Genomic DNA, 17,125 nt, shown 5'->3' on the forward strand with positions numbered 1-17,125 from the left:
CTTTCATCTGATGATTTTACTAACTTGGCAATGATGTTAATCATCACCAGCTTTGAAATTAGTATCTTTCATCTGGAAAGTTCTATTCACAAACATAATATTTTTTCACATTTAAGCGAAATATCACATAAATGGATAATAATAGCTGGCTTAAAAGGATAACTGAAATGTCCCCTTGATGACTAGTTTACCGGATTGCCTTGACCCTTTTTAGCCAATGATACCCCCTTGACCATTTCTCGGACAATATGAAGCCACCCAGCTGTATCATACTCTTTTGTCTTAATGATGATTTTTAATTTTGAGCCTTCCATCCCAGGAATAATGTTTCGGCCAAATTGGTTTCCTATATGGAAAATCTTACTTCCATCAATATCACCGGTAACCTGTTCATTAACTAAAATGGTGACCTCTTGTTTTACTTGTTTAATTTGCTCAACACCGTTTAACAAGGCGTAAACCTTAATTTCAGCAATTTGGAAGAGGTAATCCACTTCCTCCGGATATTCACCAAACCGGTCGAGCATTTCTGCTTGAAGCTCTTCGATATCCTCAAGACTCTCGGCCCCTCTAAACCGTTTGTACATTTCAATCTTCTGATGTCCATCTTTAATATAGGTATCAGGGATATAGGCATCAATTTCTAAATCAATTTCAACAGATTTTTTCACTTCACCGCCAAGATCGCCCTTCCGCTCTTCAATGGCTTCCTTCAGCATTTGTGAATAAAGATCAAATCCAACCGAATCAATAAATCCGTGCTGTTGAGCACCTAATAAATTCCCTGCTCCACGAATCGATAAATCCCGCATGGCAATTTTAAATCCGGACCCTAGTTCCGTAAATTCCTTAATCGCTTGAAGGCGCTTTTCTGCAACCTCCGTTAAGACTTTATCTTTTCGGTACGTAAAATAGGCATAAGCAACACGATTGGATCTGCCTACCCGGCCGCGGAGCTGATAAAGTGTGGAAAGTCCCATTCGATCTGCATCGAACACAATTAAGGTATTTACATTCGGGATATCAACACCCGTTTCGATAATCGTGGTGCTCACGAGCACATCGAATTCCCCTGCTAAGAAACCGATCATAACAGATTCCAGTTCATTTTCCGTCATTTGCCCATGTGCACAGGTTACGCGGGCGTCCGGAACAAGCATGGAAATTTCTTCAGCCTTACGTTCAATATCTTCGACCCGGTTATATAAAAAGAATACTTGTCCGTCCCTGGCAAGCTCACGTTCAATTGCTTCTCTTACCAATGAACCATTGTACTCCATAACATATGTTTGCACAGGAAAACGATTTTCCGGCGGTGTTTCGATGACCGATAAGTCCCGTACGCCAAGCATTGACATATGAAGTGTCCTTGGAATTGGTGTTGCCGTTAAGGTTAACACGTCGACATTTGTTTTTAACTTCTTAATTTTTTCCTTATGTGTAACACCAAATCTCTGTTCTTCATCGACAATCAATAATCCTAAGTCATGGTAAATAATGTCTTTTGATAGCAGGCGGTGGGTACCTACAACAATATCAACCGTACCTGCTTTTAATCCTTTAATCGTTTCAGTCTGCTGTTTTTTTGTTCGGAACCGGCTTAATAAGCCAATATTAATCGGATAATCTTGAAAACGTTCTCTCAATGTCTCAAAGTGCTGCTGCGCTAAGATTGTTGTTGGAACTAAGAAGGCTACCTGTTTTCCATCAGCAATCGATTTGAATGCCGCACGGATGGCCACTTCTGTTTTACCGTAACCAACGTCACCACATAAAAGGCGGTCCATTGGACGCGATCTTTCCATATCCTTTTTAATTTCATGGATCGAGCGCAGCTGGTCTTCGGTTTCTTGATAAGCAAAAGAAGTTTCAAATTCACGTTGCATATCCCCATCAGGCGAAAAGGCATACCCAACCGCCGCTTCCCGCTCTGCATACAGCTTAATGAGGTCATCCGCAATATCTTGTACAGATGATTCAACTTTCTTCTTGACCTTCTTCCAATCGCTGCCGCCGAGCTTATATACCTTCGGCTCTTTTCCTTCAGATCCTACATACTTTTGAACAAGGTCGATTTGCTCCACTGGAACGTACAGTTTATCTGAACCTTGATAGCGGATATGCAAGTAATCTTTATGAATACCATTTATAACTAACGTTTCAATCCCCAAGTATTTACCGATCCCATGATTAACATGAACAACATAATCACCAATTTTCAACTCAGAGTAACTCTTAATCCGTTCGGCATTCGATAATTTTTGCCTGCTGGCTGATTTTTTGACGCGCTTATTAAATAATTCTTCCTCAGTGATGACAGCAATTTTTTGAATGGAAAGTTCAAATCCTGCATGAAGATTTCCCCGCATTATCTGAACTTTACCTGGTACGAGCTGTTGATCACCTTTCATGATGCTGGCATTTATTTCATAATCCTCTAAGACCCGCTCTAATTTCTTTACCCTTTCTTCATCCGGCCCTAAAAATAGGATAGAATAATTTCCTTTTTTCCACCTGTCGATTTCTGCTTTTAATAAATGCATCTGGCCATGGAAATTTTGCATTTGTTTACACGTAATATTGATAATATTTTGTGGACTTGTATTGGCTACATGTCGTAGAAATAAAGACATATAGAGAAGCGGAAATTCCTTTCTTTGCAGCATAGCCCCCAGGTCATGAGAAATATGCAGGTCATGAATAATCTGCCCCTCTGCTAGTAAACCTGTATACCATTCAGCTTCTTCCTTTACGAGGGAATCATTCATCTCTTGAACTCTGCTAATTTCATCTACAAATACAAGTCCATCGCTTGGCAGATAGTCTAGTAAACTATTAGGCCTGTCGTAGGCTAATGATAAGTATTTATAGACTTGGTCTGGTTTTTGGCCATTTTTCAACTGCTCGAGCTCATAACTGATATTTTGGCTTAACTGCATTTTTGCTTTATCATCTTTTAATTTTCTTAAAGACAGTGCCAAGCCTTCTTCAATCTTGCCGATCATTCGGCTATAATCCTCCGCTTCGAGGATGACTTCCGTAGCTGGTCCAATTAAAACTTCTTTCACTTTTTCTTTTGACCTCTGATCATCAAGGGAGAAATATCGGATCGAATCAATTTCAGTATCAAACAATTCTATCCTTAATGGGTCTGCCTCGGTAAGCGGGTAAATATCAATAATGCCACCCCGTACACTAAATTCCCCAGGAGTCGATACCATCTCAGACCGGACGTAACCCATCTTAACAAAGGTCGTTAACATCTTATCTATATTAATATCTTCTCCTAGTTTTAACGACAGCTGGTATTGTTTCCATAGTGCTTTTGGAGGAACAATCTTTTTTAATCCGGCAATTGGGACAATTAATACCCCTTTACTTTGCCTGCTCCAATAGTTTAACGCCTCAATTCGCTGGGCTTTTAATTCCGGGCTTGCAATGCTTAGCTCGGCAGCTATTAATTCATTAGCTGGAAAAAGGAAGACTTCTTTTTCACTTAATAGATTGACGAGATCATCATAGAGTTTTTGGGCTTGTAGTAGATTATGGGTGACAAGCATGATCGGCCTTTTCATCTTTTCATAGACAGAAGCAGTTAGGACGGTCCGCGATGATCCGGATAGGCCTGCAACCAGTTGTTCTTTTAATCCCTCTTCCACCCCGGCAATGATGGAGTGAACATCTTCTTGCTTTAAAAATAGTGATTTTAAACCGTTCAAGGTTTCTCCTCCCTCCTTAAGAAATAATTATATTAATACAATATTTATATTAGTAAATTTTTAAACAGAAAAACGCTTTGGAGAGCTTCCAAAGCTGATTAGAATAGCGGAACCGCCCTTTTTAGCGGCGCACACTAGCCGCTAAGCTAGACTATTATCTAAGTAGATTGTTTTACCCATTATTTTAATGAATAAGAAAATCATATTGATGGTAATCTGGATTTCGCTCTAATGCTTCCTGACAATCCTCGCAAATGGCTTTGATATGAATGTCACCAGATGGTTCATACGAGACCATTTCCTGTCTTTCCAGATCCGATAATTTATGAAGGCCTAGAGTTTCTGCATGGATCGATGTTTGTTCAATAGAACCAAGTTTTGTACCACAATGACGGCAATAATAATGGATGGCCACGCCTGTCCCTCCCTAATCTAGGATTCCATTACTAGTATTAACCTGATAAATGGAAGTTATTCAACAAGATTACTTTGTGGAGGGTTAACATTGTTTTTCTTCAATGTATGAATGAAAGACTTGTATCATGAACAATTATTGATTAAATTCATTCATAACCTGTAGAAATGGCTTCTTTAGCCAAGCAGCACATGCATCTGCGCTTCTTTTTACCGCTTCCTCAGTAAAAGGTCTTTCCTCCTGGCGAAAACGTCCTAGGACATAATCAGGTACGCTCATTCCTGGAGCTGGCCGGTTAATTCCTATCCGAATCCGGTTAAACTCCTGCGTCCCCAGATGGGCAACAGTAGACTTAATTCCGTTATGCCCTCCTGGACTCCCTTTTTGGCGAAGTCTTATTTTGCCAACAGGCAGATCCAGGTCATCATAAATGATTAATAAATCCTCTAACTCTATTTGATAGTAATCCATGACCGCCCGGATCGATTCCCCTGATAAGTTCATATAGGTTAATGGTTTTAAAAGTAACACCTTTTCCCCGTTATGTAGGCCAATCCCATATACGCCCTTAAATTTTGATTGATTTAACGGAATAGAGAATTGATCAGAGAGCGTGTCGATTACCTCAAAGCCAATATTATGTCTAGTTTGATCGTATTGTTTTCCAGGGTTTCCTAAACCTACGATTAATTTCATCTGTGTTCCCACCTCTTCCGGTTTAGTCATCCTTCTAAAAATTTTTCGGAACATCGCCATTCTCCCATAATAACATGATTTCCTTAATTATGCGTTAAAAGACGTAACCTTAAATAGGTTACGTCTCGAACTCTTAAACTTTGATTACTGCCTAGAAGCTAGTGTCCTTCGCTAAATGGATGCTTTTAGCTTTTCTATTCTGGAGTAGTTTCTCTGCCTTCTTCGTTGTCAGGATGACCTTCCTGCTGCTGCTCACCTGAGTTAATTTCTTCTTCCTGTCTTGGAGGTAAGATGGAAGCAACCACTTCCTCATCCTCATGATTAATAGTAAAGCCGCCGCCGGTTGGGATATTCCCTACTAGAATAGTTTCGCCAACTTGAAGGTTGCTGATATCCACTTCAATTTGCTGGGGGATATTATCCGGAGTGGATGTAATCGATAATTGGTGGATAGATTGCTGCAAGACACCGCCATCTTTCACGCCAATCGCTTCGCCAACAAGTGCAAGCCTGACTTCCACATTAATTTTGGAGGATTTGTCTACTGCTAAGAAATCAACATGAAGGATTTCCTTTTTAAACGAATCCTCTTGATAATCCGATAAAATGACATCGTACTTATTGCCATCGACATCAAGAGAAATGACACCGTTCCTGCCGACTGTCCGGATGGTTTTGGTTAAATCTGCAGAACTCACAAATACCGGTTTACTTTCAACATTTGCTCCATATACCACTGCGGGGATATTTCCATTATTACGGAGTTGTTTCGTTGCCGAATGACGGAGTTCCTTCCGTTCTTTTGCTTGTAAAACAGTACTCATATGTTAGATACCCTCCTATTTTTTAAGGCTGTCTATATAAAAATGCCCTAAAATAGGAAGGTCTAAACATTTCTTTATTAATCAAATAATGTCGAAACTGACTGTTCTTCGTGAACGCGGATAATTGCTTCGCCAAGTAATGGCGCAACAGAGAGATGAATAATTTTATCCATATTTTTCTCTTCAGGAAGCTCAATCGAGTTGGTGATCACTAATTCTTTTATTTTTGAATTTTGAATTCTGTCAATTGCTGGACCACTCAACACAGGGTGTGTACAGCAGGCGTATACTTCTTGTGCTCCATTTTCCACTAAGGCATTAGCTGCAAGGGTAATCGTACCTGCTGTATCAATAATATCATCGATTAAGATCGCGATCTTACCTTCAATGTTACCAACTATATTCATAACTTCTGCAACATTTGGTCTTGGACGGCGTTTATCGATAATAGCAATTGGAGCCTTTAAACGCTCTGCCAATTTACGTGCTCTTGTTACACCGCCATGGTCTGGGGAAACAATGACCACGTCACCATTGAATTGACGGCTTTTAAAATACTCTGCTAAAATCGGCACACCCATAAGATGGTCAGTTGGGATTTCAAAGAAGCCTTGAATTTGCGGCGCATGAAGGTCCAGACAGATTACTCTGGTTGCTCCAGCAGTTTCAAGCAGGTTCGCCACTAATTTAGCTGTGATTGGCTCACGAGCACGTGCTTTACGATCTTGACGCGCATAGCCATAATAAGGCATAACAATGTTGATGGTTTTTGCAGAAGCTCGCTTTAAGGCATCAATCATGATAAGTAATTCCATGATATGCTCATTAACAGGCTGGCTCGTTGATTGAATAACATAGACATCACAACCGCGGATACTTTCTTCAATATTGATTTGAATCTCACCGTCACTAAATCTGGTTACAGAGCATTTTCCAAGCTCAACGCCAATGAATTTTGCAATTTCTCTTGCCAAAGGCATATTTGAGTTCAAACTAAATACTTTTAAATTCGGATCTAAATACTGATTAGACATGATTGCCCTCCAATTGTAATAGCTTTATTTCTTAAGATTAAGTTTCTGAACGTAACCCTCTTTATTAACTTGTTTTGCACGAGCAATCGCTAAAGCCTCTTCTGGCACATTCTTTGTGATCGTCGAACCCGCAGCAACATAAGAGCCTTTTTTAATGGTGACTGGGGCAACTAAATTAGAATTACAGCCAATAAAGACACCATCTTCAATTTTTGTTAAGTATTTATTTTTTCCATCGTAATTAACTGTTATGGAGCCGCAGCCAATGTTTACATCACTGCCCACCTCGGCATCCCCAATATAGCTTAGATGTGAGGCTTTACTTCCTTTTCCAAAGACCGCCTTTTTAATCTCGACAAAGTTGCCAATTTTGACTTCATCTAAGATGGTGGAATCAGGACGAATGTGTGCAAATGGCCCAATGTTAACATGAGAACCAATGGAGCTTTTAAAAGCGGCTGATTGACGAATAACCGTTTCATTCCCGATTTCACATGTATCAATTTCAGAGTTTGGCCCTATTATACATTCTGTACCTATTTTTGATTGACCTTTAATGATGGTTCCTGGATAGATAACCGTATCTTGCCCAATTTCGACATCTGCTTCTATGTAAGTATTTGCAGGGTCAATAATCGTTACCCCATTACGCATATGGGATTCATTAATTCTTGAACGCATAATCTTTTCCGCTTCTGCTAAGGCAACTCGGTCATTTACACCTAAGGTTTCTTCAAATTCATCAGTTTGATAGGCAGTAACTACTTCACCTTGTTTCTTCAAAATCTCAATCACATCTGGTAAGTAGTATTCCCCTTGTACATTATCGTTTGAAACATTTTTTAAAGCCTCAAACAATGCCCGGTTGTCAAAACAATAGGTACCTGTGTTAATTTCATTAATTTCCCGCTCTTCTTCGGTAGCATCTTTATGCTCGACAATCTTTTCGACCAGCCCCTCTTGATTGCGGATAATGCGTCCGTATCCTGTTGGGTTATCAATTTTAGCAGTGAGGATGGTTGCTTTTGCCGATAATTGTTCATGGTGTTTAAATAGAGACTCCATTGTTTCGGCTTTAATTAACGGGGTATCACCACAAACAACGATCGTTATACCTTCTTTTCCCTCTAAGCTTTCTTGAGCTTGCATAACCGCATGGGCAGTGCCCAGCTGTTCTTTTTGTAATGCATAGAAACTTCTATCACCTAATTGCGCTTGAACCAATTCAGCTCCGTGGCCGATGATTGTGACCATTTCTTTAATATTAAGCTTTGTTATTTGATCAACTACATGTTGTACCATAGGTTTACCGCACACTGGGTGTAAAACTTTATAAAGCTTAGATTTCATCCGCGTTCCTTGCCCTGCAGCCAAAATCACAGCATAACGATTAGGCATGTTCAATCCTCCAATTTACCTTTTTATCCATTAAAAATATTAACGTAAATGAGCTCGCTTTTCAAGGAATGATGGGAAAGTGTCTAATTTTGTCATATTATGTAGAATGAAAACTAGAATAGAAAATGATTGGAGGGGTTTGTTTCTGGGGGTATAATACAATAAAAAGAGCCTTCACAGAAGAAAGGCCCTAGTTGTTAAAATCCTTAGGAAGCTCCGGCTTCTTCAAATTCTACTTCCAATTCACCTAATCGGTGATACTCTGCCAAGACGGCTTCTTGGATTTTACCACGTGTTCCTGAATTGATTGGATGCGCAATGTCACGAAATTCTCCATCTGGAGTACGTTTACTTGGCATAGCTACAAATAAACCGTTGTTTCCGTCAATAACACGGATGTCATGAACGACAAATTCATTATCCAATGTGATTGATGCAATCGCTCTCATTCTTCCATCCGTATTAACCCGGCGTAATCTTACGTCAGTTACTTCCATGTGCTCACACCCTTTTTGGTTATATAAAATGCTAGTTAAATAAATTCAACAATTAATTGTATTATCCTTCTTTAATTTTTATTTTTTTTTGAAAAGTTAGGGCAAAATCGTGAACATTTGTAGGAATAAACGTTTTCAACACGTAAATCATAGAAAATAGTCGGTGAAATAAGCCTTTCGCATTATAAGAAAAGCGCAAGCGCCTTGGTCAGCCCCAACAAGCATAAGACGAGCTGGCCGAAAGGTGGCTTTTTAACCTTTGGGACGGATTGATCTAAATGTAGAGGCGACTGTTCAGGGACTCTAGGCCAAGACGCACCCTGTAAGAAGGCGTTTTTTGCCTTCTTCATGGGATTGCTGGACTTGCGTCCCAAGGAGCGGCAACTGGATAAGCTGTAGACCATCGAGGGGCTGGGTGCTGGCGCTGGACGATTAAATAAAAAAAAGCACTCGGATTACTTCACGAGCGCTACAACTTCGATTTCAACTAGTGCATCTTTTGGTAAACGGGCCACCTCTACACAAGAACGGGCCGGTTTATGTTTGGAAAAATACTCACCATAGACTTCATTCACTGCAGCAAATTCATCCATATTTTTAATAAAAACAGTTGCCTTCACTACCGTTTCAAGCGATGCTCCTGCTTCAGCTAATACAGCCTGTAGGTTCTTAAATACTTGATGGGTCTGTTCCTTCACATCACCTGTTACCATAATCCCTTCAGCCGTCAATGGGATTTGCCCAGAGCTGTAAAATAAATTATTGACAACAATTCCTTGGGAATACGGCCCAATTGCTGCCGGTGCTTGATTGGTTTGAACTACTTTCATGTTAACCCCTCCATATATTAAAATAATTCCCCGCTTGTACACTAATCTTTTTTTCTTTTACATCTACATCTGCTAATTGTACCAGCGATAAATATTCATCCACTAACCGTTCCTGTATTTTCTCATCTTCGACTAATACAGCAATTCCAGCAAGCTGGGAATTAAATTCCTCAAGCATACTGATCATTCCCATTACCGTTCCGCCTGCTTTCATAAAATCATCCACAATGAGGACACGGGAATCTTGTCTCATGCTTTTTTTAGAAAGTACCATTGTTTGAATCCTTTTTGCAGAACCTGAAACATAATTAATACTAACCGTTGGTCCCTCTGTCACTTTACTGTCTCTGCGAACAATCACAACCGGAACATTTAATTGGCTTGCAACTGCATATGCTAAAGGAATCCCCTTCGTCGCTACTGTCATGACCACATCAATTTTAGTGTCAGCATAAGCAGACGCGATAATTCGTCCGGCCTTTTGAACAATTTGTGGGTCCCCCAAAATATCAGTTAAATACAAATAACCGCCAGGTAATAGCCGTTCGGGATTGGCAATTAACTGACAAAGTTCATTTACAAAAGGTTCCGCTTTTTCCCGGCTTACCTTTACAAAAAATTTCACACCACCGGCAGCTCCCGGTACTGTTTGCAAAGTTCCAATTCCTCGTTGCTCAAAGGTCTCCTTCACGATCGCTAAATCTTCACTAATCGAAGACTTTGCTGAATCATATCGATCCGCAAAAAAGGTGAGCGGAACAAGCTGGCGAGGATGATCTAGTAAATAATTTGTCATATCAATCAAACGTTCACTGCGACGAAATTTCATATCTACCCTCCCAGAATCCGAATGTTTTAATTAAAGGATACCATTATTGTACGCCTTTAATCAAGCGAATGTCGTTCTCCCAGCATTCGAACTGCAAAAACTTGGTCGCAAAAACCTCTTAATCCATTATAGATTCGATGCATTCTTGAATCATGCTGAACAATTCCAAATACGGTTGGGCCGCTTCCGCTCATTAGCACTGCATCCGCACCAAAGCGCTTCATTTGCTCTTTAATTTGGGCCACTTCCGGGTGTAAATTCAGAGTCACACCTTCAAGCACGTTTCCGACGTTATCACAAACACGTTGGTAGTTATGTTCCTTTATGGCCTGGATCATCTCATAGATATCCGGGTGTTTTGTTCCATTCAGTTCAAGCCGGCGATAAACTTCGGCGGTTGAAACCCCAATAAAAGGTTTGGCTAAAATAACCCAACATGTTGGCGGCGGCGGAAGTTCTTTAATGATTTCACCTCGGCCTTTTGCCAGGGCTGTGCCTCCGTAGACACAAAAGGAAACATCTGAGCCGATTTCGCTGCCGAGCGTGGCTAGTTCATCCAAACTTAAGCCAAGACCCCAGAGCTTATTTAAACCCCTTAAGGTTGCTGCAGCATCACTGCTGCCTCCTGCTAAACCGGCCGCTACAGGAATTGTTTTTTCGATCGAAATCAATACACCCTTCTTTACATCAAAACGATCCTTTAACAACTGTGCCGCCTGATAAGCTAAATTACGCTGATCATCCGGCACATAGCGATTATGAGAAAGAATATGTATTTTATCTTTTTCTAGTAAGGATAGTTCTACCCGGTCGGCCAAATCAATCGTCGTCATGATCATTTCAACCTCATGATAGCCATCAGGGCGTTTATGTAAAACATCTAATGCTAAATTTATTTTAGCCGGTGCTTTGACTAAAAGCTTCACTACGTCACCTACTTTTGTTTTGTCCAATAAGTACCCAAGGGGTGCTTCTGCATACGATTCCAAAAATCCACATTTTGTCCTATTTTACCACAAAAAGATAAATGTAAGACGTCAGATATGAGATATCTATCCAATTTTATTATTATATCAGTCGTTTTACGTCGAAAAAAGCCACTTTTTGGACAAAAAAAGGGCCAGTGCACAAATTCCTTGCACTGACCAAGCTGTGGTGTTAGTTAAGATTGGCGATTTTGATCGACTAGCTGCTGTTGCGCGAGTTCAATGGCACGCTTCACCATATTCCCTGCATCCTTTGCTCGGATACCGCCCCAGCCTTCTTTCTGAACCACATCATAAAAACCAAGTTCCTTTGCTAGCTCCTCTTTAAAGCGATGAGACATAATCCCTTTTCTTCGGCCCATCTAAACAACCCCTTTCATACCACAGCATTCTTAGTATGTAAAAGAGTATCCATTTTCATGAAGGTTTTTGAATTTATATACAGCAAAAAGCAGTAAACTTTCGTTTACTGCCACCCATTGCTTATATACTAGCTTAAAGCTACATGTCCTGCTGCATCATCATAGAAAGTAATTTGAACTGTTTCCGTTAAAACATCCGCATAGCTGTATGAAACACGTTCGAACGAATTTTCATCTTGATCTAACTCAATAACAAAAACAGATGGGTAAGTTTCTGCTAGAACTCCAGAACGTTCAATTGTTTTCCTGCGTCCACCATTGGCTTTCAGCAATAATCTTTTTCCCAAATTCGTGTCAAGAGCCTTTTTAATATCGGCTAAGGTTTTTGGCATTCGGTCCACCTCACTGTGTAAAGTATAACACACTGACATAGGTTCTGTCAAACAAAAATATAAATTATATCAGTCCAACAAAATGATTGTCAATATTTTTTGTTCTACTTTTTCTTCTAATTTTCAACAATGTTATCGTTGCCTTAATAGTTATTTAATATGTATTCATTTTTAAAAATGAATCGCTATTAGATTAAAGGGGAGCCAATTAATAAGTATCTTCAGCTCCACCTTTCTAATAGGCTTATTCATCCTCCTCGGTGATGGGTCGATAAGGCATTCCAGTCCGTAATACTCCTCTTGTTTCAATCCCTCCGAGTCCTTTATCACCTGTTAGGGTATTTCTTAATACATCCCATACATTGATTCGTTCCATAAACGGAGTAAAACTAATTTTGGCCACAATATAGACGGGGTCGAGTGCGTGAATATTAATTCTTGCTGGGGAACTGGCATAGTTTGCTCCTGCGTGGATCAGTGATTCAAAATGAGATTGGCAGGCACCAGCAAAGATAACGAGTTGATCTAAATGTGGAACCTTTCTTCGGGCCTCTCTGACTGCCTGGACAAAATGCCTTGAATGGCGATAGGCATTAATATCAGTCATCTTCCCCTTTGCTTTGGAATAGGCATCGTGGCCTGTAATAACCAAGATATCTGGACGATATTGGTCCATTAAGCCGCCAATTCGTTCCGGCATTTCTTTTTCATTGCAGTGTATCCCTAACACGGGGATACCGATTTTTTCGTATACGGCCATGCATTTTTTTAAATATGTGGGATCACCGTCCAAGTGAAGAACCTTTCCAGGAATTTGAAAATAATTGCTCGGTTTCGCATAACCGCCAGTCGCTTCATATTCCCGACGATGTTTAATCAAATCAACATCCTGTCTAAATAATTTAAGTGACTGTTCTTCAAGTGTTCTGTATTCTTGCTGCAGCTTTACCCGTTCATCTTGATTAGGGATGACCAAATCAGTGTATGGTGCATCTGCTACTAGGCGGAAATCCTCCCCATAGAGGATGGCTACCTTCTGGTTGTTTATATTTTGAATATCGATAACGCGGAACAAGAGATCACAGTTATACGATTTTCTTCCGACAATATCCATTACCTTTATATCCACTGCCGTCACTCCAATAAGACCCTCTTAGGACTTTAAATTATGGGTTCTCTCATAGGCTATGCAGGGAATGTTGTCCTTGTTAAAAATTTAAGAAAAATGATACATAAGGAGGAGGTATTCGTTGGGATAAAAAAAATATCCTCATGAATCCATCATGAGGATAAAATGTTAATGAAAGTATGAATAAAGTTCATCAGCTAACCGGCCAAATTCTTCTAAGAAAAGTGTTTCTCCTCGGCGAACAGGATCGATTCCGCTTGTACTTAAAGCTGCAAGAATCTCTTCCTTCTTCTGTTTCCCATCAGGCAGCTGACTAGTTAAATTATTTAATAATGTTTTTCTTCGCTGAGCAAAGCTCGCCTTTGTCACCTGGAAAAAGAAGGCCTCATCCTTTACCACAACTGCAGGCTTCTCACGTTTAATTAATCTAATCACAGCAGAGTCCACATTAGGCTGCGGGACAAAAACCGTTTTTGGCACAATCATGACGGTCTCTGCTTCGGTGTAATATTGAACGGCAATTGAGAGCGAACCATATTCCTTTGTGCCAGGCTTGGCAGAAATTCGGTCTGCTACCTCTTTTTGCAGCATACAAACAATCCCACGGATCGGCAGGCGGTCCTCAAGGAGCTTCATAATGATCGGAGTCGTAACATAATAAGGCAGATTGGCCACTACCATAATATCATGAATCCCTTGAAACTCCTCTTCCATCACAATTCGAACATCTGCTTCTAATACGTCCTTATGTATAACCCTGACATTTTCATAGGGTGATAATGTATCCTGCAAAATAGGCAGCAATCGTTGATCAATTTCAAATGCAATCACCTTTTTACTTGAACGTGCCAGCTGTTCCGTGAGCGCACCAATCCCAGGGCCAATTTCAATGGCACCTGAGTTCTCCGTTAAATCAGCAAAGTTGACTATCTTTTTTAATATATTTGTATCAATTAGGAAGTTCTGCCCAAGGCTTTTCTTAAAAGAAAAACCGTATTTTTCAAGTATTGCTCTCGTTCTGACTGGTGTAGCAATATCCTTATTCATTCTGTTCCTCCTGACGTATAACGCTTAATGCTTCTGCAAATTCTTGTTTGCTAATGCGGAACATCATCAATCGCTTATGCAGTTGTTTTCCGTTTGTATAACCAATTTTCAACAGCTTGCCTAACGAAATTCTTCGCTCCTTCGAGCCCTCACCGCCGATTAGGCCGGCCATAATTAAATCCTCCTGGGTAATTTCCTCCGATATCACCTCGTGCATGATTTGTGCATCCTTTAACGCTTCTCTTATATCCTCCAAGCTGGCATGTTCTACCCCAAGACCCTTGCCGCCTTTGGCAATCGCTTTTTCTTTTGGCAAAAAGGCATGTTTACAGCCAGGAACGGCCGCTGCAATCATTTTTCTGATTTTTTCACCTGGAAAATCTGGATCGGTAAATATAATCACCCCTCGTGTTGATTGGGCACGTTTGATTTTTTCAATTGTAGTTTGGTTGACAGCCGAACCGTTTGTTTCGATCGTATCGGCATCAACAGCTCGTCTTATTGTTCTTGTATCGTCTTTTCCCTCAACGACGATGATTTCTTTGATTTTCATGTTAAGAATAAAAGCCTCCGTAATAATAAAATTAATAATGAAAAATTTGAAACATTTTTGTAATGTCCCTCGTCTATATTTTTGAGTGATTTCATACAATGAAGTATCCACCCTGATAGAAAATAAAAGCTAGTATTCGTTGTTAGTATAAAGAATTTTAGGGAAAAAGCAAAATGCAGAGGAATGAAACCCTCTGCATCTCCGAAAATCAGTTTAGGACTGTAATCTTTACCTTCTTACGTCCCCAGCGGTATGCATCCGCATGTGACGGCATTAATAAATCAATAATATACCCTTTAATGGCTCCGCCTGTATCAGCAGCTACAGCGTATCCGTAGCCTTCTACATACACTTTTGAACCAAGCGGAATAATACTTGGATCAACAGCAATTACTCTCATATTTGGATTAGCACGAAGATTAAGACCCGTAGCAGTACGGCCAGAGCAGCCATTACAATAGGCAGTATACGCCGTTGCTGTCACATAAAACTCCTTGCCTTTCGGAGACTCACCGCGGGAAACTTGTAACGCCAAATCCTTCGTACCGACAGCCACAATTTTATCCTGTTTTTGTAAGATATTCTGCTCGTTAATCAATTTTCTAGACACTTCTTTACCATTTTCAAGCATGACTTCGTACTGCCTTGAAACACGTCCATGCTTACCAGGAGCAATGACCTTTTCTTGCCCTTTTTGCAAATTACTATCCTTTTTCGTTACCACGGCAAATTGAACGGGTTCTTCCACTACATCGGTGACTTTTTCTACTCGAATAACGTTTACTACACCATTCTCTGGTATATTTGCAGATAATGGTGGTTCAACTCGGTCTAATTCATTTAGTTTAATGCCCTGTTGTGTTAAAAAGTCAGCGACCGTAGTCGAAGTGGTCCAAACCTTTTGCGTCTTACCGCCGTCCACATATGTAAGATGAAACGCCATATTAATCTTCAAATTCATCTTATTTTTAATTGCCGCTTGTGGATTTGCTGAAATGTAATCATGTTCCTTTAAAAAAATCTTCTGCTCTTTTAGGAGCTCAGCCACAGTATCGGCCGTAGTCCAGATCGTTTTCTTCTCGCTGTCTTTGACAATGTGAACCATGTTCGCCCGCTTCCACACAACCTTCAGGTCATCCTTAACCTTTGCAGTTGCTTTTGGATACAGGTAGTCTTTTGAAGAGAGGGTTACATCCAGTTCATCTAATAATTCCTTGATGGTATCTGCATGTGTGTTCACAACCATCTGTTTGCCATTGAGTGTCATTGCCACAGTATTCTTTGAGCCTTCAAAAAAGAAAATCGAAAGAGTTGTAAGCAAAACTACAAAACTAGCAAATATGATGGTCCATGACCTCCCGCTCAAAGACTCTGGAAACAGGTTTTTCATGTTTTGGAATACGATGAAAAACGCCTCCTTTTCTTTGGAGAGATTATAGAGAACCATACGCCGGCTGTCAATCCTTGCTAATCCTGTTAAGGTAGTTCTAATTATGCACAACCTTAAAAGCTTTGCAAAGAAAAACTTATCGACACGTTCATCCTATGTTGAAAAGGAGACATGTAGAACTTTTTGTTATCATAAAAAATTAGGACAAGCTTCTTATCGTTTCGACAAATTCCCTTATCATTTTATGCCGAATAATTTCTTAGCATTTTGTGTCGTAGCCTCTGCTACTTCTTCAAATGTCAAGCCCTTAATTTCGGCAATTTGTTCAGCAACTAGCTTCACATATCCTGGTTCATTCCGTTTTCCCCGATAGGGATGAGGAGCTAAATAAGGGCAATCTGTTTCAATTAACAGCTTTTCAAGAGGAATTTCCGCTGCTACCTCTTTTGGTTTTTTTGCATTTTTAAAGGTAACGGGGCCGCCCAAAGAAATATAAAAATTCATATTTACACATTCCTTTGCAACCTCAGGGCTGCCGCTAAAACAATGCATAATGCCTCCTACTTCTTCCGCTTTCTCTTCTTTTAATATTTCCACGATATCGGCTGTGGCTTCACGGTTATGGATAACAATCGGCAATTTAACCTTTTTTGCTAAGCGGATTTGCCTGCGAAACACTTCTTTCTGGACATCCTTTGGTGATTTGTCCCAGTGATAATCCAGGCCCATCTCACCTATAGCAACTACTTTAGGATGTGAGGTCAATTCCTCGATCCATGTTAAGTCCTCATCTGTCATGTCGATTGCGTCTACTGGGTGCCAGCCAACGCAGGCAAACATAAAGTCATAGCGTTCGACTAATTCCATTGCCCTTTGAATGGTCGGACGGTCAAATCCTACGATGACCATCTCGGAAACTCCCTCCGTTTGGGCCCGTTCAATAACCTCTTCTAGGTCTTCATTATATTGCGTGTCATTTAAATGTGCATGTGTGTCGAATAACATACGAATCAATACTCCTCTT

At 40.2% G+C, this 17,125-nt stretch carries 17 protein-coding genes; all 17 read right to left on the reverse strand.

Translation table 11 applies throughout. From position 1 onward, the window contains the following. Positions 1–182: 182 nt before the first annotated feature. The 17 genes from mfd to M3226_RS27375 all read right to left on the reverse strand — a co-directional run bounded on the left by mfd (position 183) and on the right by M3226_RS27375 (position 17,106). Positions 183–3,719 (reverse strand): transcription-repair coupling factor, encoded by a 3,537-nt coding sequence (gene mfd, locus M3226_RS27295; protein ID WP_251572078.1) that lies wholly within the window; start codon positions 3,717–3,719, stop codon positions 183–185. 184 nt (positions 3,720–3,903) lie between these two features. Then, the gene (locus M3226_RS27300; RefSeq protein WP_251572080.1) at positions 3,904–4,134 is read right to left on the reverse strand and encodes an anti-sigma-F factor Fin family protein; all 231 of its coding nucleotides are present in this window, start codon (positions 4,132–4,134) and stop codon (positions 3,904–3,906) included. A 135-nt stretch (positions 4,135–4,269) separates the two neighbouring features. Beyond that, positions 4,270–4,830, reverse strand: coding sequence for an aminoacyl-tRNA hydrolase (gene pth, locus M3226_RS27305; RefSeq protein WP_251572083.1), 561 nt, complete (start codon positions 4,828–4,830; stop codon positions 4,270–4,272). A 194-nt stretch (positions 4,831–5,024) separates the two neighbouring features. Further along, positions 5,025–5,654 carry a 50S ribosomal protein L25/general stress protein Ctc gene (locus M3226_RS27310; protein ID WP_251572085.1) on the reverse strand — a complete coding sequence of 210 codons (630 nt, stop codon included), beginning with the start codon at positions 5,652–5,654 and terminating at the stop codon, positions 5,025–5,027. A 77-nt stretch (positions 5,655–5,731) separates the two neighbouring features. After that, positions 5,732–6,688: a ribose-phosphate diphosphokinase gene (locus tag M3226_RS27315; protein WP_251572087.1), complete on the reverse strand. Its 957-nt coding sequence runs from the start codon at positions 6,686–6,688 to the stop codon at positions 5,732–5,734. Between the two features lie 24 nt (positions 6,689–6,712). Next, complete coding sequence (glmU, locus tag M3226_RS27320; RefSeq protein ID WP_251572089.1) at positions 6,713–8,086, reverse strand: bifunctional UDP-N-acetylglucosamine diphosphorylase/glucosamine-1-phosphate N-acetyltransferase GlmU; 1,374 nt, start codon at positions 8,084–8,086, stop codon at positions 6,713–6,715. Between the two features lie 206 nt (positions 8,087–8,292). Continuing rightward, positions 8,293–8,583: a septation regulator SpoVG gene (gene spoVG / locus M3226_RS27325; protein WP_003347151.1), complete on the reverse strand. Its 291-nt coding sequence runs from the start codon at positions 8,581–8,583 to the stop codon at positions 8,293–8,295. Positions 8,584–9,038: 455 nt separating this feature from the next. Beyond that, a complete protein-coding gene (gene ridA, locus M3226_RS27330) occupies positions 9,039–9,413 on the reverse strand; it encodes a 2-iminobutanoate/2-iminopropanoate deaminase (RefSeq protein ID WP_251572091.1) in 375 nt (124 codons plus the stop codon). 1 nt (position 9,414) lies between these two features. Continuing rightward, positions 9,415–10,242: a pur operon repressor gene (gene purR, locus M3226_RS27335; RefSeq protein WP_098530265.1), complete on the reverse strand. Its 828-nt coding sequence runs from the start codon at positions 10,240–10,242 to the stop codon at positions 9,415–9,417. Between the two features lie 56 nt (positions 10,243–10,298). After that, entirely contained in the window at positions 10,299–11,168 is an 870-nt protein-coding gene (gene ispE, locus M3226_RS27340; RefSeq protein ID WP_251572093.1) for a 4-(cytidine 5'-diphospho)-2-C-methyl-D-erythritol kinase, read from the reverse strand. A gap of 236 nt (positions 11,169–11,404) precedes the next feature. Beyond that, positions 11,405–11,590, reverse strand: a complete 186-nt coding sequence (locus tag M3226_RS27345) for a small, acid-soluble spore protein, alpha/beta type (protein ID WP_251572095.1) — start codon at positions 11,588–11,590, stop codon at positions 11,405–11,407. A 128-nt stretch (positions 11,591–11,718) separates the two neighbouring features. Next, positions 11,719–11,982: a biofilm formation stimulator Veg gene (gene veg / locus M3226_RS27350; RefSeq protein ID WP_007084178.1), complete on the reverse strand. Its 264-nt coding sequence runs from the start codon at positions 11,980–11,982 to the stop codon at positions 11,719–11,721. Between the two features lie 244 nt (positions 11,983–12,226). Beyond that, the gene (gene yabG / locus M3226_RS27355; protein WP_251572097.1) at positions 12,227–13,111 is read right to left on the reverse strand and encodes a sporulation peptidase YabG; all 885 of its coding nucleotides are present in this window, start codon (positions 13,109–13,111) and stop codon (positions 12,227–12,229) included. A 168-nt stretch (positions 13,112–13,279) separates the two neighbouring features. After that, positions 13,280–14,158, reverse strand: a complete 879-nt coding sequence (rsmA, locus tag M3226_RS27360; protein ID WP_251572099.1) for a 16S rRNA (adenine(1518)-N(6)/adenine(1519)-N(6))-dimethyltransferase RsmA — start codon at positions 14,156–14,158, stop codon at positions 13,280–13,282. Next, positions 14,151–14,711, reverse strand: a complete 561-nt coding sequence (rnmV, locus tag M3226_RS27365) for a ribonuclease M5 (RefSeq protein WP_251572100.1) — start codon at positions 14,709–14,711, stop codon at positions 14,151–14,153. The genes rsmA and rnmV overlap by 8 nt, the downstream gene beginning before the upstream one ends. Positions 14,712–14,919: 208 nt before the next feature. Beyond that, positions 14,920–16,101, reverse strand: coding sequence for a G5 and 3D domain-containing protein (locus tag M3226_RS27370; RefSeq protein WP_251572129.1), 1,182 nt, complete (start codon positions 16,099–16,101; stop codon positions 14,920–14,922). Positions 16,102–16,338: 237 nt separating this feature from the next. Beyond that, positions 16,339–17,106 carry a TatD family hydrolase gene (locus M3226_RS27375; RefSeq protein WP_251572102.1) on the reverse strand — a complete coding sequence of 256 codons (768 nt, stop codon included), beginning with the start codon at positions 17,104–17,106 and terminating at the stop codon, positions 16,339–16,341. Between the last annotated feature and the right edge of the window lie 19 nt (positions 17,107–17,125).

It is taken from the genome of Neobacillus cucumis (assembly GCF_023715505.1).